Raw genomic sequence first — 16,610 nt, 5'->3', positions numbered from 1 at the left:
TTCGGCGGGTCTGCCGGCTTCCGGTCAGGTTCGGGTCGGCACGGTGGTGAGCCTCTGGACGAGGAGGTCGATCACGGCTCGTTTGCCGGCGTCGTCGCGCCGGTGGGTGAGGAGGCCTTCGATGACGAAGGTGCCGATCGCGATCATGGCGGGGAGGTCGGCTTCGGCGGCGCCGGCTTGGCGGAGGTCGTCGGCGATCAGGGCGTCGGCGAGTTCGTGGAAGGCGGTGTGCCAGGCGTGGACGGCGGGTGAGGCCGGGGCGCGGGCGTGGACGGTGTTGACGAGGCCGTGCAGCTGTTCGAGCCGGTCGACGGCCCAGAGGAGCCGGTCGCCCAGCGGCCGGTCGGCGATGGTCGTGTACTGGGCGAGGGCTTCGGTCAGCAGGCGGTCCAGGACGGCGACGAGCAGGTCGTCCTTGTCGCGGAAGTACCAGTAGATCGTGTTGACGGTGACGCCGGCGCTTTTGGCGATCTGGCCCATGGACGCCGACTCGTAGCCGTCGTCGATGAACAGCCGCCGGGCTGCGGCGAGGATCTCCTCGCGTTTCTCCTCGCGGTCCTGGGGGCGTCGGTTCCGGGGCACCCCCACACCTTATCTTGAACGGTCCTCAAGGAGGCGCTAAGTTTCTTGAAGACCGCTCAAGATGCGAGGTGCGACCCCCATGGAGACCGACGACACGGCTGCCGGGCTGCTCGGGCTGGACACGTCCGAACTGCTGGCGTTCTTCGCCACGCTGCCCGCCCCGTCCATCGAGGAGATGGACGGGGAGTACACCGCCCGGCTGCTGGCCCAGCCCGGCGCGTTCGCCTCGGTGACCGGGCGCGCGACGGTGTCGAACCCGTTCGCGCCGTGGCTGTGCAAGGCGTTCCGGCCCGTCGACCGCCAGACCGGACGCGGCTACAACACCTTCCGCCAGTTCGGCCGCGTCCGGCAGCGCTATGCGATGCACACGCTCATCGCACCGTCGCGCTATGACGGCCGTCCCGCCTACACGCTCATCTACCGCGCTCACGCCTCGGTGTGCGGGGCGATCAACATGGTCGACGAGGTCCGCCGCGCGGCGCCCGGCGTCTATCTGGGCATCGGAACGTGGGGATTCACCGCACGGCGGCGCCGCGTTCCGCTGCCTTTCCTGCTCACCGGCCCCGTCGGCGCCTACCGCGGTGACATCGGCACCGTTCGCCGCGGCTTCACCCCGGGCCCGCGCGAACTGCCCGGCCGGACGGAGGCCGCCCAGTGACGAAATGGCTGCTGTACGGCGCCAACGGTTACACCGGTGAGCTGATCGCCCGGGAGGCCCGCGAGAGGGGCCTGGAACCGGTTCTTGCCGGCCGGAACCTCGCGGCGGTCAAGCCGCTGGCCGAGGACCTCGGCCTGGAGTACCGGATCTTCGACCTGCGCGACGCCGACGCGCGGCTGTCCGGCATCGAGGTGGTGCTGCACTGCGCCGGGCCGTTCTCGGTGACGGCGGCCCCGATGATCGACGCGTGCGTGCGCACCCGCACGCACTACCTCGACATCACCGGCGAGATGGACGTCTTCGCCTACGCCCGCGAGATCGACGGCCTGGCCCGCGCGGCTGGTGTCGTGGTCTGTCCCGGAGTCGGTTTCGACGTCATCCCCACCGACTGCCTCGCCGTCGCACTCCACCAGGCCATGCCCGAGGCCACCGGTCTGCGGCTCGGCTTCGACCTGCCGCTGGCGCTGTCCCCGGGGACGGTCAAGACGGTCCTGGACGGGATGGCCGCCGGAGGCCGCGCCCGCATCGACGGCAGGATCACCGTGACCCCGCTGGGTGGGCGCACGGACCGCATCGACTTCGGCAAGGGCACCAGACCCGCGCTCGCCTTCCCGGCCGCCGACCTCCACAGCGCCCACCACAGCACCTCGATCCCCAACATCGAGGTCTACCTACCGCTGCCCTCCCCGCTGATCCTCGGCACTCGGATCAGCAGACGCCTCGCCGGGCTGCTGGCCCGTCCCGGTGTCCGCGCCGCCGCGCACAAGCTGATCGACAAGACGGTGAAGGGCCCCGACGCGAACGAACGGGCCACCGGCACCGCCCATGTGTGGGGCGAGACCACCGATGCGGCCGGCCGGTGGGCCACCGCCCGCATCACGACGGCCAACCCCTACCGGCTGACCATCGACGGTGCCCTCACCGCCGTCACCGATCTCCTCGCCGCCCCCGACCCCCGCCCCGGCGCGCACACGCCCGCGACCCTGTTCGGCGCCGACCTCATCACCCGGCTCTCCGGCAGCGGCCCTCTCACCATCACCACCCCCGACACGACCGAAGGAACCTCCCGGTGACCACCCCCCGCACCGCGCTCATCACCGGCGCCTCCGCCGGCATCGGCGCCACGTTCGCCCGCCACCTCGCCGCCCGCGGCTACCAGCTCCTGCTGGCAGCCCGCCGCACCGACCGCCTCCAGGAATTGGCCGCGGAGCTGACCCGGCAGCACGGCGGGCGGCGCTATGAGGTGTTCGCCGCCGACCTCACCGATCCCGCCGCTCCCAAGGCGATCATGGACTACGCGAACGCCCAGGGCCTGGACATCGACGTCCTCATCAACAACGCCGGACTGTCGGGCAAGACCGCGTTCGCCGACACTCCCTGGGACACCCTGGCCGGGGAGATCCAGCTGATGGTGACCGCCCAGACCGAACTCGCCCACCTGGTCATCCCCGGCATGAAGAAACGCCGCTGGGGCCGCATCGTCAACCTGTCCTCGGTCGCCGCGTTCGCACCACCCGCGGCCAGCCTCCTCTACACCGGCATCAAGTCCTACGTCCTCAACACGTCCCAAGCCCTCGACATGGAACTCAAACCGCACGGCATCCACGTCACCGCCCTGTGCCCGGGTTTCACCCGCACCGAATTCCACGACGTCATGGACACCCGCGACAAAGCCGACCATCTCCCCCGCATCCTGTGGCAGCAACCCGAAGCCGTCGTGGCCGAAGGCTGGAGAGCCGTCCAGAACGGAAAACCCGTGTGCATCCCCGGCCTGGTCAACAAGATCTCCGCCACCGCCATGAAACCCCTGCCCATCCGCCTGAGCTACCTCGCAGGACGCACCCTCAACCCCTTCAAGAACAGCTGAACCCCGCACCTCGGTGCACCGGCCGCCGGCTCGGCCCGCCGCGAAGCCCGACCACGCACCCCGAGGAAGAAGGGTTAGCGAGCGGCTGCCTGGCGGTATCGAACGGCGGGGACGAAGCACCGTCCACTTCCGTCGCGCCGGATCACCAGGGAATGGTGGCGTCCGGGCCGTGGAAAGTGCCGGTCGGGCCGTCGGCGGGGATCGTCGCGAGCAGCGTCGGGACGCGGGTGCCGTCGGACGGGGTGCGGTCGCCGCGCGGGAAAGGCGCGGCGGCGTTCTGGTCGGTCGGGACCATTCCGGGGCTCACCGCGTTGACTTTGATGCCGTCCGCGCGAAGGGCGTCGGCGTAGATCAGGGTGAGGGCGTTGAGAGCGGCCTTGGACGAGCTGTAGGCGAGGAATTTGCGCAGCGGAATCGACGGGTCGCTCAGCAGCGTCAGCGACGCCAGCCCGCTGGACATGTTGACGATGCGCGGATTGCGGGAGCGGCGCAGCAGCGGCAGGCACGCCGCCGTCACCGTCACGACCCCGAACACGTTCACCTCGTAGACCTCGCGGAGGTGCGCGGCGGTGACGTCGGCCGTCCGGACGCCCCATTCGGTCATGATTCCGGCGTTGTTGACGAGCACGTCCAGCCGTCCCGCCCCGGCCCCGATCGCGGTGACGGCCGTGGCGACGGAAGCCGGATCGGTGACGTCGAGTTGCACGAACCGGACGTCCGCGCCGGACGATTCCGCGAGCAGTTCCGCGACCGCCCGGCCGCCGCGCTCCGGATCGCGGGCGCCGAGATAGACGACGATTCCCTGTTCGGCGAGACGGCGGACGATCTCCCGTCCGATGCCCTTGTTCCCGCCCGTGACGAGTGCGATTTCCTTCATGCCCCCATCCCATCCACAGAGCCGTCCGGAAGACGAAGACCCGATCGGTGCCGCGCCCTACCCTGACGGTATGCCGGAGCCGGAGATCCGCGAGTTGCGCTACTTCCGCGCCGTCGCCGAGGAACTCAACATCACCCGCGCGGCGGAACGGCTCGGCATCGCGCAGCCGCCGCTGTCGCGGGCCGTCCGCCAACTGGAGCGCCGGCTCGGCGTCGCGCTGTTCGACCGCACCGGGCCCCGGCTCGCGCTGACGCGGGCCGGGACGACGCTGGCCGAGGAGGCGGCGGCCGTGCTCGACGCCCTCGACGCCGCCGTGCGCCGGACGCGGCGGGCGGGACTCCCCCGCGCCGCCCTCGTCGTGACCGCCAAGCCGGGCGTCGCGACGGAGTTGCTGCGGAAGGTCGGTGCGCGGGCCCGCGCGGAGCCGGACGCGCCGGAACTCCGCGTCGTCGTCAGCGGATTCGGCGAGCAGGCCGACCTGGTCCGCACCGGCCGCGCCGACGCCGCCCTCGCCGGATGCTTCCACGGCCACGGACTCGACACCGAACCGCTGGCGACCGAACCGCGCGTCGCGGCGCTGGCCCCGGACCACCCGCTCGCGCAGCGGGACGTCCTCAGCATCGCCGACCTGGCCGCCGAGCCAGCGCCCCGGTGGGGCGGCTCCCCCGTCCTCGACCGCGCCTTCTGGCTCGGGCAGCCGGACCGACCCGCCGATGGGCCGGTCGTGCGGGACACGGCCCAACTCTTGGAGGTGGTCGCGCTCGGGCAGGCGGTCGCGCTGGTGCCCGCGTCGCTGGCCGTCCGCAATGTCCGGCCCGATGTCGTCTACCGTCCGGTGCGGGACGCGGCGCCCTACCGGACGCTCGCGCTGTGGCCGGCGGGCAGCCGGTCGCCCGGAATCGCCTGGTTCGTCAGGACGGCGCAGGACGTCGCCGCCGCGCTGACGGCCGGCTCGACGAGAGAAGGTGCGTGATGGGCAGGTTGAGCGGACGGCGCGCGGTCGTCACCGGCGGCGCCAACGGCGTCGGACGCGGAATCGCCACCGCGTTCGCCCGCGAGGGATGCGACGTCTTCTTCACCGCGCTGAGCGACGCGTCCGCCGCCCGGGAAACGGCCGCCGAGCTGCGCGAACACGGCGTCCGCGCCGAGTACCTGCTGCTCGACGGCGCCGACCCGGCCGCCCCCGGCCGCCTCATGGACGAGGCGACCCGCGCGCTCGGACTCATCGACGTCCTGGTGAACAACGCCGCGACCCTGACCCGCACCGCGTACCTCGACATCACCCCGGAACAGTACGACCAGGTCATGACGGTCAACCTTCGGTTCCCGTTCTTCCTGACGCAGGCGTTCGCCGCCCGTCTGCGCGCCGCAGGCGCCCCGGGCAGCGTCATCAACATCAGCTCGATCAGCGCGACGAAGGCGGTCAGCGCGATGGCGCACTACCAGTGCAGCAAGGCCGGGCTGTCGATGCTGACGCGCGGCGCGGCCTACGAGCTGGCGCCGGACGGCATCCGCGTCAACACGATCTCCCCCGGCCTCACCGCGACCAAGGCCAACGCCGCGCAGTGGCGCGACGATCCCGGCGTGTGGCACGAGCGCAGCAAGGACATCCCGCTCGGCCGGCCCGGACGACCGGGCGACCTCGCCGGGGCCGCCGTCTTCCTCGCCTCGGCCGAGTCGGCGTGGATGACCGGCGGCGACATCGTGGTGGACGGCGGCAGCGCGGCCGTCTGACCCGGCCCGTGCCCGGACGCCCGGCCGCGAACGGGGAGCCGGACCGTCGGCCTCAGACGTCCGGACGTGCCCGGACCCGCGCCCGGTCGCCGTGCCGGCCGAAGATGTGGAGGATCTCCGCCGAGCCGTCCCCGGCCGGCCCGAACCAGTGGGGCTCGCCCGTGTCGAACTCGGCGATCTCGCCCGGCCCCAGCGTCAGCTCGCGGTCGCCGAGGACGAGCAGCAGTTCCCCCGCGAGGACGAACAGCCACTCGTAGCCCTCGTGCGTCACGAGCCTGCGCGGGCGCGGCGTGATCACCTGCTTGAAGACCTGGAGGCGGCCCGGGTACTGCGTCAGCGGCACGAGCATTCCGCGCGGATGCCGCAGCGGCTTGAGGTGGACGCGCGGGTCGCCGGTCGCGGGCGCGCCGATGAGCTGGTCGAGCGCGACGCGGTGCGCCCGCGCGAGCGGGATGAGGAGTTCGAGCGTCGGACGCCGCCGTCCCGACTCCAGCCGCGACAGGCCGCTGACGGAGATGCCGGTCGCCGCCGACAGCTCCGCGAGCGTCATGTCGCGGTCGCGGCGCAGCGCGCGCAGCCGGGGCCCGATCGCGGCGAGCGTGGCTTCCAGTTCGGCGTCCATGCCGCCCAGTTTTGCAGTTCCCGCAAAATCCCTGTCCGCGCCGTGCGCGGCGGCCCGACAGTGGTCGCCTTCCCACCGAAAGGAGCGACCATGGAACGGCGCTGGACGGTCCTGGCGGTCTGCTGTTTGAGCCTCTTCCTCGTCGGGCTCGACACCACGATCGTGAACGTCGGACTGCCCGCGATCGGCGCGGGCCTCGGCCTCGGCACGCACGGCCTGGAATGGACGGTCGACGCCTACACGCTCGCGTTCGCGGGGCTGCTGGTCTCGTCGGGCGCTCTGGCCGACCGGTTCGGGCGCCGCCGCGTGTTCCGTCTCGGGCTCGTCGTGTTCGGTGGCGCGTCGGCGGTGTGCGCGCTCGCCCCGGACGCCGGCGTGCTCGTCGCGGCGCGCGTCGCGCAGGGCGCGGGCGCGTCGATGCTGAGCCCGGTGGCGCTCGCGATCGTCGTCAACGTGATGACCGACGCGCGGGAGCGCGCCCGCGCGATCGGCGTGTGGGCGGCGGTGTTCGGCGTCAGCATGGCGGCCGGGCCGCTCGCGGGCGGCGCGCTGGTCGCGGCGGCGGGCTGGCGGTCGGTCTTCTGGATCAATGTTCCGGTTGTCGCGGCGGCGCTCGTGCTCACGGCGCTCGTCGTCCCGGAGTCCCGCGCGGAGCGCCCGCGCCGCCTGGACGGCCTCGGCCAGGCACTGCTGGCGCTCGTCGCGGGCGGCGCGGTCGCCGTGCTGATCGAGGGCCCGCGCGTCGGCTGGGGCTCGCCCGCCGCGCTCGCCGGCTACGGCGTCGTGGCCGTCGCGGCGGTAGCGCTCGGACGGGTCGAGACGCGCCGCGACGAACCCCTGATCGACCCACGCCTGTTCCGGCGCCCGTCGTTCGCCGCCGCCGTAGCCGGGGCGGTCGCGGTGTTCGCCGCCCTCGGAGCGACGCTGCTGCTCAACACCCTCTACCTCCAGCACGCACGCGGGTTGTCCCCCCTCGCGACGGGTCTCGTCACGCTCCCGATGGCGCTGGCGGCGACCGTGTGCGCGCCGCTGTCCGGCGTCCTCACCGGACGGCACGGCCCGCGCCCGCCGCTGCTGCTCGCCGGCGCCTTCCTCACGGCGGGCGGCCTCCCGCTCGCACGGCTCGGCGACGACACCGACATCCGACTCATCGCACTCGCCTACCTGCTGATCGGAATCGGCTTCGGATTCGCGAACGCCCCGATCACCAACACGGCCGTCGGCGGCCTCCCGCGCGCCCGCGCCGGCGTCGCCGGCGGCATCACCTCGACCGCGCGCCAGCTCGGCGCGGCCGTCGGCGTCGCCGTCGCGGGCGGGCTCGTCACCGGCGCGCCGACCGCCCGCCTCGCCGAAGCGACCCGCCCCGCCTGGCTGCTGGTGGCGGGCTGCGGCCTGGTCGTCCTGCTCGTGGCGGTCGTCTCATCCGTTGACGGTCAGCAGCGGCCGCAACTCCACGACCGGGACGGCGACCCCGCCCCGGTCAAGGCTTGAGACGACCGGGCCGATGTCCTTGTAGACCCAGGGAGCCTCCTGCTTGAGGTCCCGGCGCCACGCCGCGAGCACGTCCGGCCGGCGGACGGTCCCCGGAGCGCGGCGGTCGAGCGGCGTGACGACCCGGAACGCACGAAGGAAGGCGTCCAGCTCCGCGTCGCCGGCGCGGGAGGAGGTAGCCGCGGCACGCCTCCTCGTCGTCCAGCGGCAGGGGGAACAGCTTGTTGCGCGGTTCGGGCAGGTGGGCGGGCCATCTGGCCTTCGCCCGCCTCAGCCCGGACGCGTTCGCCTGGTGCCCGAGCGACAGCGAGCCGCTGTGCGTCATCGACACCACCTGGCCCGGCCGGAACCCCCAGGCGCACGCCGTCGGAAGGGCGTGCGGGAGCGTCGCCGGGAGACGGTGACGGAGATTCCCCGAGGTTCAGCAGCCGCGAGGCGTTCTTCACGCTGGCGCCGGACGTCCGTCGGCCTTAACGGGTTTTCCGTGCGGCGGTCAGGTGACGTCGAGGACGGCCTTGCCCGCGATGCGGCGGGTGGCGAGGGCGGTGGCGGCGTCGGCGGCCCGGTCCCAGGGGGCGCGCCAGGCCACGCCGGCGGTGATCGCGCCGGAGGCGTGCAGGCTCGCGAGTTCCGCGAGGTCGGCGGCGAGGTCGGTGACGTCGCCGAACGAGTGGAGGGTGCGGGCGGGGCCGAGCGCGAACGTCGCGTAGGGCGGCAGGACGGCGGGCTCGCCGGACGCCCACCCGATGCTGCGCAGGTCCCCGCCGGGCGCGAGGAGGTTCCAGGCCGCGACGAGCAGCGGCCCGCCGACGTTGTCCAGCACGAGGTCCACGGGTTCGGTGACGCCGTCCAGTCCGACGACGACCTCGGCCGCGCCGAGTGCGTCCAGCCCGGCGCCGCGCTCGGCCGACCCGACCGCGGCGATCACATGGGCGCCGCCGCGCGCCGCGAGCTGCACGGCCATCCGGCCGACGCCGCCGGACGCGCCGGTGATCAGCACGCGGCGGCCCGCGAGGGGGGCGGGCAGATTGCGCAGCGCGGTGATCCCGGCGAGCGGGACGGCGGCGGCGTCGGCGAGGTCCACCGCCGCGGCGACCTCGGCGAGCGCGCCCGCCGGGACCGCGACGCGCTCCGCCCACGCGCCGGGCGCGAGCGCCATCACACGGGTTCCGGCGGCGGGGCCGGTGCCGTCGGCGGCGGCGCGGACGACGATCCCGGCGGCGTCCGCGCCGAGCACGGTCCCCGGCGGACGGGCGTCGGTGCGCAGGTCGCCGTGGTTCACCCCCGCGTGCCGGACCTCGACGACGGTCTCGTCCGGCGCGGGTTCGGGCTCGGGGACGGTCCCCATCCGCATGCCGTGCGGCGCGTCCGGGTCGGTGATCACTGCTCGCATCGTTCCTCCAAAGCGGACCAATGGTCCGGTTAGCGTTCCGGGTAATATACGGACCGACGGTCCGATTCGGCAACCGGGAGGCAGGCCGATGCCCGAACGCGCGGACGCCGCACGCAACCGCCGCGCCGTGCTGCGCGCCGCCGAGGCGCTGCTCGCCGAGCACGGCCGCGAGCACGTCTCGCTCGACCGGGTCGCCGCGGCGGCGGGCGTCGGCAAAGGAACGGTCTTCCGCCGCTTCGGCAGCCGGACCGGCCTGTTCCAGGCGCTGCTGGAGGAACGCGCGCACGCCATCGCCGCGGGCATCGCCGGCGGCCCGCCGCCGCTCGGCCCCGGCGCCCCGCCCGGCGCGCGGCTGACCGCGTTCCTGGACGCCCTCGCCGACCTCGCCGCCCGCAACACCGCGCTGCTGGCGGCGAACGAGCGGGCCTGCGCGCAGGACCGGTTCACCGACCCGACGTACCTGCGCTGGCACCGCCACGTCACGGACCTGATCGGCGCGGCGCGGCCGGACCTGGACGCGGCGTTCTGCGCGCACGCGCTGCTCGGCCTGTTCGACGCCGACCTCGTCGGGCCGCTCACCGCCGACGGCGGCACCGAACGGTTCCGGACGTCGTTGCGCTCCCTCGCGGAGGCGATTCTTTCCTCTCCGCGACCCGTGACCGGATGATCCGTAACCCGGTATCGGGGCAATTCGGAAGCGGTCCTTAAGGGACGTCCGAAACTCGCTCGACCGTGCCCTGCCCGGGGCGCGGCGGTTGGTAAAGCGCTGGTCAAGCATGGCGCGGCGGTGCGGCGTTACCTGCGTCCTTCCCGGAGATTCGAGGCACGAACGGCTTTTCGATCCCTGGAGGTGGCGGTGCCGACCGACACGACCGAAACGACCGGGAACGACCCGGTCACGTGGGACGACGTCCCGTGACCGAGAGCGCCCCGACGTCCGGAATCCGAGCCGAATTCCGGCTTCCGGACCTGACCCTGCCCTTCCCCCCGCCCGCGCCCCGCCCCGACGGCGACCGGCTGCGCGCCGAGACGTGCGACCGGGCGCTGCGCCGGGGAGTCCTCGGCCCGCGCGGCCACCAACGCCTGATGACGGGCCGCAACCTCGACCTCGGGGTGGCGCTCACCGGCGCCGCCGAACCCGGCCGCGCCCGCGTCGTCCTCGACTGGTTCCTGTGGGTGCTGCTGCTGGACGACCGCATCGACGACGGCCCCTGGGCGCAGGACGGGATGCTCGCCGCGTTCACCGAGTCCGCGCTCGCGATCGTCCGGGGCGTCCCCGACCCGGCGCACCGCGCCCACGACGACGAGCCCATGCTCGCCGACCTCGCCGGCGACCTGTGGCCGCGCACCGCCGCGCTCGCCGACGCGGCCTGGCGGCACCGGTTCGGCGAGCACCTGGCCCGCCACCTGTGGGCGCAGTGCGACCAGGTGGAGCGCCGCACGGCGGGCAAGCCGATGGAGGTGCGCGGCTATGTCGCGGCCCGGCGCGACCTGTTCGGCGCGGACCTGTTCTTCGACCTCATGGAGGCCGCCGACGGACGCGTCCTGTCGGCGCGCGAGCGGCCCGCCGTCCTGCGCGCGAGCGCCGCCGACGTCCTGGCCTGGACCAACGACGTCTACTCGCTGGAGAAGGACCTCGCGTTCGGCGAGCCGGCGAACCTCGTCTGCCTGCTGCGCGACGAGCGCGGCGGGTCCTGGCAGGACGCGGTCGACGCGGCCCACCGGATGATCGTCGAGCGGGCCGGGGAGTTCCGCTCGGCGCGCCGGGCCGCCGACCCCGCCTACGCCGGACGGCTCGCGGACGTGCTCGCCGCCTCGCTGGACTGGCACCGGTCCGTCCCGCGCTACCACTGGCAGGCCGCCGAGCGGGTCGACACGCGCCAGTCGCCGCCGAGCCTGCTCTGGCCGTCGTTCGAGACCGACCCGTACGCGCTGTACGAGCGGCTGCGCGACGACTTCCCCCTCGTCCGCGACGAGCCGCTGGACGCGTGGCTGGTCAGCCGGCACGCCGACGTCCGGGCCGCGCTGACCGAGCCGCGCCTCACCCCGCGCAACTACGCCTGGCAGCTCGCGCCCATGTTCGGCCCGACCGTCCTGCAGATGGAGGGACGCGAGCACGCGGCGCACCGCGCGTTCCTGACCCCGGCGTTCCGGGGGCGGGCGCTGGACCGGCTCGCGGCGTCGGTGCGCGCGACGGCGGAGCGGCTCGCCGGCGACGTCGCGGCGCGGATCGCCGACGGGGACGACGCCGACCTGGTCGAGGCTTTCACCCGGCGGCTCCCGATCGACGTCGTCGTGCGGGCGCTCGGCCTGCCCGCCGAGGACGCGCCGCTGTTCCAGGACTGGTACCGCGCCGGGTTCTCCTACCTCGGCAACTACCGGCAGGACCCGGCGACGCTCGCGCGCGGCCTGACCTCCCGCGACGAGCTGTACGCCTACCTGGAGCCGCACGTCGCCGAGCGGCGCGCACGGCCCGCCGACGACCTGCTGTCGGTGCTCTGCACCGTCCGCGTGGACGGCGAACTGCTGCCCGACTCGATGGTCAAGGGATTCTGCGGCGCGCTGCTCGGCGCGGGCGGCGAGACGACGGACCGGGCGCTGGCGTCGCTGCTGGCGAACCTGCTCCAAGCGCCGCACGTCCTCGCCGAACTACGTGCCGATCCGGGGCTGGCGGGCGCGGTGTGGGCGGAGTCGCTGCGCCGCAACCCGCCCGTCCACGTGGTGCTGCGGCAGGCGGACGGGCCGGTCGACCTGCCGTGCGGGCGCGTCCCCGACGGGGCGACGGTGGCGTGCCTGGTGGGGTCGGCCAACCGCGACCCGCGCCGGTTCGAGGACCCGGACCGGTTCGACCCGCGCCGGAGCGCGGCGGTGGAACGGGAGTTCACCGGCGCGTCCACGCATCTGGCGTTCGGCGCGGGCCGCCACTTCTGCCTCGGCGCGCAGCTCGCGCGGATGGAGGCCGAGATCGCGGTGACCGTCCTGCTGGAACGCCTGCCGGACCTGCGCTGGGCCGACGGGTTCGCGCCGGTCGAGACGGGCCTGCTGACGCGGGCGCCCGACGAGCTGCTCGTCGCGGCGCGCTGATCTTCCGTGGGCCGGGCCGTCCAACTGCGGACGGCCCGGCCCACGGAATCTAGGCGCGCTTAAGGAGATCCAGAGATACTCGGGCAGAGGCAGCACAACCTCGGAACTCCCCGGAGGGTCAGGATGAGCATCGCCGGCGAGCAGGAGCTGCAGCTCCCTCCCGATCCGACCGCCACCGCAGGCCAGGGTCCCCCGCCGATGCGCAGCCGGGTGGCCGAGCTGACCCTCCTGCGCGAGCGGGTCGCGGCCGGGCCGAACGCCAAGGCCACGCAGATCCAGCGCGACAAGGGCAAGCTGACCGCGCGCGAGCGCGTCGAGCTGCTGTTCGATCCGGGCACGTTCCACGAGATCGAGGCGCTGCGGCGGCACCGCGCGACCGGGTTCGGGCTGGAGACCAAGCGGCCCCACACCGACGGCGTCGTGACCGGCTGGGGCCTGGTCAACGGCCGGACGGTCTTCGCCTACGCCCACGACTTCCGGATCTTCGGCGGCGCCCTCGGCGAGGCCCACGCCACCAAGATCCACAAGGTGCAGGACATGGCCGAGGCGGCGGGCGCGCCGATCGTCGGGCTGTGCGACGGCGCGGGCGCGCGGATCCAGGAGGGCGTCACCGCCCTCGCCGGGTACGGCGGCATCTTCCAGCGCAACGTCCGGGCCTCGGGCGTGATCCCGCAGATCAGCGTGATGGTCGGCCCGTGCGCGGGCGGCGCGGCGTACTCGCCCGCGCTGACCGACTTCGTGTTCATGGTCCGCGACATCTCGCAGATGTTCATCACCGGCCCGGACGTCGTGCAGGCCGTCACCGGCGAGGTCATCAGCCATGACGGGCTCGGCGGCGCGGACGTCCACGCGACGTCCTCGGGCGTCGCGACGTTCGCCTACGACGACGAGGAGTCCTGCCTCGCCGACGTCCGGTACCTGCTGTCGCTGCTGCCGTCCAACAACCGGGAGGCGCCGCCCGCCGACGCGGTCCCCGCCGACCCGGCGGACCGGCGCACCGAACGGCTCCTTGACCTCGTCCCGGTCGAGTCCAGCCGCGCCTACGACATGCGCGCGGTCATCGCCGAGATCGTGGACAACGGCGAGTTCTTCGAGGTCCACCCGCTGTGGGCGCCGAACGTGGTGTGCGCTCTGGTGCGGATCGACGGGCACCTGACGGGCGTCGTCGCGAACCAGCCCCTGCACCTGGCCGGGGTGCTGGACATTCCCGCGTCGGAGAAGGCGGCCCGGTTCGTCCAGTTCTGCGACGCGTTCAACATCCCGCTGGTGACGCTCGTGGACGTCCCGGGCTTCCTGCCGGGCGTGGACCAGGAGCACAACGGGATCATCCGGCACGGCGCGAAACTGCTGTACGCGTACTGCAACGCGACCGTCCCGCGCGTCCAGGTGATCCTGCGCAAGGCCTACGGCGGGGCGTACATCGTCATGGACTCCCGGTCCATCGGCGCGGACCTGTCACTGGCGTGGCCGACGAACGAGATCGCGGTGATGGGCGCCGAGGGCGCCGCGAACGTGATCTTCCGGCGGGAGATCACGGCCGCCGCCGATCCCGAGGCCGTCCGGCAGATGCGCATCGCGGAGTACAAGACCGAGCTGATGCACCCGTACTACGCGGCCGAGCGCGGGCTCGTGGACGACGTCATCGACCCGGCCGAGACGCGGTCCGCGCTGGCGAGCGCGCTGGCGATGCTGCGGGCCAAGCACCGTCCGCTGCCCGCGCGCAAGCACGGGAACCAGCCGCAGTGACGCCGGAGATCCGCGTGGTGCGCGGCGCGGCCGACGCCGACGACCTCGCCGCGCTCACCGTCGTCCTGCTCGCCCTGCGCCGCCGCGCCGCGACCGGCGCCGAGCCGCCGCGCCGGGCCCCGCGCGCCGTCTGGCGCCACGGCGACCCCGGCTACGTCTCCCCCACCGCCTGGGCCGCTCCCTGATCCTCGCGCGCCGCACACGGCACGCGTTCGTCCGCGCGGCCCGCGCCGATTATGGCGCGGGCCGCGCGGACGAACGGTTTCAGATGACCCTAGATCGGCTTTAACCACGGCCGTGAGCATGGAGCCGGGCGATCATCACCGGAAGCGAGGACACGCCGTGGACCTGCCGGACGTACACCTACTCTCCTCGGGGACGGCGCTGCCCGGCGCCCCGATCTCGAACGCCGAACTGGCCGAGCGGTTCGGCGGCGACGCGCTGTTCGCCGAGTGGGCCGACACGTTCGTCGGCACCCGCAACCGCCACTTCTCGGTGGACCTCGCGACGGCGGAGGTGCGGTTCCGGCTGGCCGACCTCGGCCGGATCGCGGCCGAGAAGGCGCTGGACGCCGCCGGGCTCACCACAGCCGACGTGGACGTCATCGTCATGGGCACGTCCAGCCCGGACCAGCTCATGCCGGCGACGGTGAACGTCATCGCCGACCAGCTCGGCATCAACAATGTCCCGACGTACCAGCTCCAGTCGGGCTGCACCGGGGCCGTCCAGGCGCTGGACGTCGCGCAGCAGGCGCTCCAGACCGGACGGCACCGCACCGCGCTCGTCATCGGCGGCGACACCTGCACCAAGCACCTCGACCTGAACCTGGACCCGGCGAAGCTGTCGCCGTCGGAGCTGGTGCCCGGCCTGATGTTCGGCGACGGCGCGGGCGCGGCGGTGCTGAGCACGACGCCGACGGACGGCTCGGCGGTCCTGCGCAAGGTGCTCGTCCGCCTGACGGGCCTCGGCCGCAAGCCCGGCCACGTCGTGGAGTGGTACGGCCCCGCCGACCTCGCGGACCCGCCGCCGTCGGTGGGCGAGGACTACAAGGCCATCGAGGAGTCCGTGCCGACCATGGCGGTGGAGATCCTGGAGGAGATGCTCGACGACCTGGACTGGAAGGACGTCGACTACCTCCTCCCGCCGCAGCTCTCGGGCAAGATGACCGACCTCATCGTCAAGCGGCTCGCGCTGCCGGACGCGCAGGAGGTCAGCGTCGTCGCCGAGACGGCCAACACGGGGAACGCGCTGCCGTTCTTCCAGCTCGAACGGCTCCTGCCCCGGCTGACGGACCAGGACCGGGCCGTCGCCATCGCGGTCGAGTCGAGCAAGTGGATCAAGGGTGGACTGGCCTTGGAGAAGGTGTCGTGACCGAGACGACCAACGACCTCGCCGAGCTGAAGCAGTACGTCGAGGTCCACGCGCGCGGGCAGCGGATGGCGCCCGACCACTACCGGGCCATCCTCGGACGGATCGACAGCGACGACGACGGGCCGGGTTCGTGGGCCGTCGAGTGGACGCGCGCCGGGGAGCGGCTGGAGGGCGCGGGCGACCTGCTCGGCGCGTCCCGCCACTACGCGATGGCGCGCTTCCCGTTCGTGAACGGCGAGGCGCGGCGCGCGGCGCACGAGCGCGGGCTCGCGGTGTTCGACCGGTGGCGCAAGGACGTCCCGGGCATCGAGCGCCTCGACCTGGACCTCCCGGACGGCACCGTCCGCTGCTGGACGAGCGGCCTGTCCACGACGGACCGCAAGCCGCTGCTCATCGTCTCCGGCGGGATCGTGACGGTGAAGGAGCAGTGGGCGGCCGTCCTCGCGCGCGGCGCGCGGCTCGGGCTGGCGGGCGTCGTCATCGAGCTGCCGGGCGTCGGCGAGAACACGCTGCCGTACTCGGCGCGGTCGTCGTCGCTGCTGTCGGCGATCCTGGACGAGCTGGCCGACCGCGCCGACGTCGGCACGACCTACGCCCTCGCGATGAGCTTCAGCGGCCATCTCGCGCTGCGGGCCGCCGCCGGGGACCAGCGGATCAAGGGCGTCGTCACGACGTGCGCGCCGATCAGCGCGTTCTTCACCGACACCGCGTGGCAGGCGCGGGTGCCGCGCATCACGACGGACACGCTCGCGCACCTGGTCGGGACCAAGCCGTCGCAGGTCTACGACGAGATCCGCGACTGGGCGCTGCCGGCCGAGACGCTGGAGAACCTGACGATCCCCGTCGCGTACGCGGCGAGCCTGCGCGACGAGATCATCCCGCAGGACGAGGTACGGCTGCTGCGCGAGCACGTCCGGACGCTGGGCGTGGTCGCCTACGACGACGTCCACGGCTCCCCCGCGCACACCGGAGAGGTCGGCCTGTGGACGATCCTGTCGATCCTCAAGATGGCGGGCGGACGGCAGGTCCCGCGCGCCCTGCTGACGGCGTCGCTCACCGCGCAGAAGGCCCGGCGCCGGTTCGGGCTTTAGGTCATTCATAGTTCGTTGTTAGACCGCCCCGACACACTGAATACCGGGCAGGGATGCAAGCCCGTGTTTTCCCACAGGGTGTTCACCACGAGGG

General features: G+C 73.5%; 16 protein-coding genes. 12 read left to right on the top strand and 4 right to left on the bottom strand.

The window, feature by feature from the left end; genetic code table 11:
* Nucleotides 1-24 precede the first annotated feature (24 nt).
* On the bottom strand, nucleotides 25-582 hold the full coding sequence (locus tag BTM25_RS27585; RefSeq protein ID WP_103566358.1) for a TetR/AcrR family transcriptional regulator: 558 nt from the start codon (nucleotides 580-582) through the stop codon (nucleotides 25-27).
* A 79-nt stretch (nucleotides 583-661) separates the two neighbouring features.
* Between BTM25_RS27585 and BTM25_RS27580 the strand changes: the two genes are divergently transcribed.
* The 3 genes from BTM25_RS27580 to BTM25_RS27570 are packed head-to-tail and all read left to right on the top strand — an operon-like array spanning nucleotide 662 to nucleotide 3,107.
* Nucleotides 662-1,240, top strand: coding sequence for a hypothetical protein (locus BTM25_RS27580; RefSeq protein ID WP_103566355.1), 579 nt, complete (start codon nucleotides 662-664; stop codon nucleotides 1,238-1,240).
* The gene (locus tag BTM25_RS27575) at nucleotides 1,237-2,313 is read left to right on the top strand and encodes a saccharopine dehydrogenase family protein (protein ID WP_103566353.1); all 1,077 of its coding nucleotides are present in this window, start codon (nucleotides 1,237-1,239) and stop codon (nucleotides 2,311-2,313) included. The genes BTM25_RS27580 and BTM25_RS27575 overlap by 4 nt, the downstream gene beginning before the upstream one ends.
* On the top strand, nucleotides 2,310-3,107 hold the full coding sequence (locus tag BTM25_RS27570; RefSeq protein ID WP_103566350.1) for an SDR family NAD(P)-dependent oxidoreductase: 798 nt from the start codon (nucleotides 2,310-2,312) through the stop codon (nucleotides 3,105-3,107). Before BTM25_RS27575 ends, BTM25_RS27570 begins: the two co-directional genes overlap by 4 nt.
* A 142-nt stretch (nucleotides 3,108-3,249) precedes the next feature.
* On the opposite strand, the gene BTM25_RS27565 is transcribed toward BTM25_RS27570, so the two are convergent.
* On the bottom strand, nucleotides 3,250-3,984 hold the full coding sequence (locus tag BTM25_RS27565; protein ID WP_103566348.1) for an SDR family oxidoreductase: 735 nt from the start codon (nucleotides 3,982-3,984) through the stop codon (nucleotides 3,250-3,252).
* Between the two features lie 70 nt (nucleotides 3,985-4,054).
* Here BTM25_RS27565 and BTM25_RS27560 point away from each other — a divergent pair, with 70 nt between their 5' ends.
* Complete coding sequence (locus tag BTM25_RS27560) at nucleotides 4,055-4,957, top strand: LysR family transcriptional regulator (protein ID WP_103566345.1); 903 nt, start codon at nucleotides 4,055-4,057, stop codon at nucleotides 4,955-4,957.
* Nucleotides 4,957-5,718, top strand: coding sequence for an SDR family NAD(P)-dependent oxidoreductase (locus BTM25_RS27555; protein WP_103566343.1), 762 nt, complete (start codon nucleotides 4,957-4,959; stop codon nucleotides 5,716-5,718). Before BTM25_RS27560 ends, BTM25_RS27555 begins: the two co-directional genes overlap by 1 nt.
* 52 nt (nucleotides 5,719-5,770) lie before the next feature.
* Here the strand turns inward: BTM25_RS27555 and BTM25_RS27550 are convergent, their stop codons facing one another.
* Nucleotides 5,771-6,340: a helix-turn-helix transcriptional regulator gene (locus BTM25_RS27550; RefSeq protein ID WP_103566340.1), complete on the bottom strand. Its 570-nt coding sequence runs from the start codon at nucleotides 6,338-6,340 to the stop codon at nucleotides 5,771-5,773.
* A 90-nt stretch (nucleotides 6,341-6,430) separates the two neighbouring features.
* Between BTM25_RS27550 and BTM25_RS27545 the strand changes: the two genes are divergently transcribed.
* Nucleotides 6,431-7,831: an MFS transporter gene (locus BTM25_RS27545; protein WP_103566338.1), complete on the top strand. Its 1,401-nt coding sequence runs from the start codon at nucleotides 6,431-6,433 to the stop codon at nucleotides 7,829-7,831.
* A 493-nt stretch (nucleotides 7,832-8,324) separates the two neighbouring features.
* Here the strand turns inward: BTM25_RS27545 and BTM25_RS27540 are convergent, their stop codons facing one another.
* Complete coding sequence (locus BTM25_RS27540) at nucleotides 8,325-9,224, bottom strand: zinc-binding dehydrogenase (RefSeq protein ID WP_103566335.1); 900 nt, start codon at nucleotides 9,222-9,224, stop codon at nucleotides 8,325-8,327.
* Nucleotides 9,225-9,312: 88 nt separating this feature from the next.
* On the opposite strand from BTM25_RS27540, the gene BTM25_RS27535 reads away from it, so the two are divergent.
* The 6 genes from BTM25_RS27535 (at nucleotide 9,313) to BTM25_RS27510 (ending at nucleotide 16,516) form a co-directional block, all read left to right on the top strand.
* Nucleotides 9,313-9,891, top strand: a complete 579-nt coding sequence (locus BTM25_RS27535; protein WP_103566334.1) for a TetR/AcrR family transcriptional regulator — start codon at nucleotides 9,313-9,315, stop codon at nucleotides 9,889-9,891.
* Nucleotides 9,892-10,139: 248 nt separating this feature from the next.
* Nucleotides 10,140-12,308 carry a cytochrome P450 gene (locus tag BTM25_RS27530; RefSeq protein ID WP_103566330.1) on the top strand — a complete coding sequence of 723 codons (2,169 nt, stop codon included), beginning with the start codon at nucleotides 10,140-10,142 and terminating at the stop codon, nucleotides 12,306-12,308.
* Nucleotides 12,309-12,506: 198 nt separating this feature from the next.
* On the top strand, nucleotides 12,507-14,054 hold the full coding sequence (locus tag BTM25_RS27525; protein WP_103566587.1) for an acyl-CoA carboxylase subunit beta: 1,548 nt from the start codon (nucleotides 12,507-12,509) through the stop codon (nucleotides 14,052-14,054).
* Nucleotides 14,051-14,239: an acyl-CoA carboxylase epsilon subunit gene (locus tag BTM25_RS27520; protein ID WP_103566327.1), complete on the top strand. Its 189-nt coding sequence runs from the start codon at nucleotides 14,051-14,053 to the stop codon at nucleotides 14,237-14,239. Before BTM25_RS27525 ends, BTM25_RS27520 begins: the two co-directional genes overlap by 4 nt.
* Nucleotides 14,240-14,396: 157 nt before the next feature.
* A complete protein-coding gene (locus tag BTM25_RS27515) occupies nucleotides 14,397-15,425 on the top strand; it encodes a 3-oxoacyl-ACP synthase III family protein (RefSeq protein ID WP_205648304.1) in 1,029 nt (342 codons plus the stop codon).
* Nucleotides 15,422-16,516, top strand: coding sequence for an alpha/beta hydrolase (locus tag BTM25_RS27510; protein ID WP_205648303.1), 1,095 nt, complete (start codon nucleotides 15,422-15,424; stop codon nucleotides 16,514-16,516). Before BTM25_RS27515 ends, BTM25_RS27510 begins: the two co-directional genes overlap by 4 nt.
* Nucleotides 16,517-16,610: the final 94 nt, after the last annotated feature.

The sequence above is a fragment of the Actinomadura rubteroloni genome (assembly GCF_002911665.1).
In the GTDB taxonomy this organism is placed as follows: Bacteria; Actinomycetota; Actinomycetes; order Streptosporangiales; family Streptosporangiaceae; genus Spirillospora; species Spirillospora rubteroloni.
This window is presented reverse-complemented; position numbering and strand designations above follow the sequence as displayed.

Excerpts from the sequence above, each read along its gene's own strand:
- BTM25_RS27565 (WP_103566348.1), bottom strand. The coding sequence starts at position 3,984 with ATGAAGGAAATCGCACTCGTCACGGGCGGGAACAAGGGCATCGGACGG.
- BTM25_RS27535 (WP_103566334.1), top strand. The coding sequence starts at position 9,313 with ATGCCCGAACGCGCGGACGCCGCACGCAACCGCCGCGCCGTGCTGCGC.
- BTM25_RS27525 (WP_103566587.1), top strand. The coding sequence starts at position 12,507 with ATGCGCAGCCGGGTGGCCGAGCTGACCCTCCTGCGCGAGCGGGTCGCG.
- BTM25_RS27555 (WP_103566343.1), top strand. The coding sequence starts at position 4,957 with ATGGGCAGGTTGAGCGGACGGCGCGCGGTCGTCACCGGCGGCGCCAAC.
- BTM25_RS27540 (WP_103566335.1), bottom strand. The coding sequence starts at position 9,224 with ATGCGAGCAGTGATCACCGACCCGGACGCGCCGCACGGCATGCGGATG.
- BTM25_RS27550 (WP_103566340.1), bottom strand. The coding sequence starts at position 6,340 with ATGGACGCCGAACTGGAAGCCACGCTCGCCGCGATCGGGCCCCGGCTG.
- BTM25_RS27545 (WP_103566338.1), top strand. The coding sequence starts at position 6,431 with ATGGAACGGCGCTGGACGGTCCTGGCGGTCTGCTGTTTGAGCCTCTTC.
- BTM25_RS27560 (WP_103566345.1), top strand. The coding sequence starts at position 4,055 with ATGCCGGAGCCGGAGATCCGCGAGTTGCGCTACTTCCGCGCCGTCGCC.
- BTM25_RS27580 (WP_103566355.1), top strand. The coding sequence starts at position 662 with ATGGAGACCGACGACACGGCTGCCGGGCTGCTCGGGCTGGACACGTCC.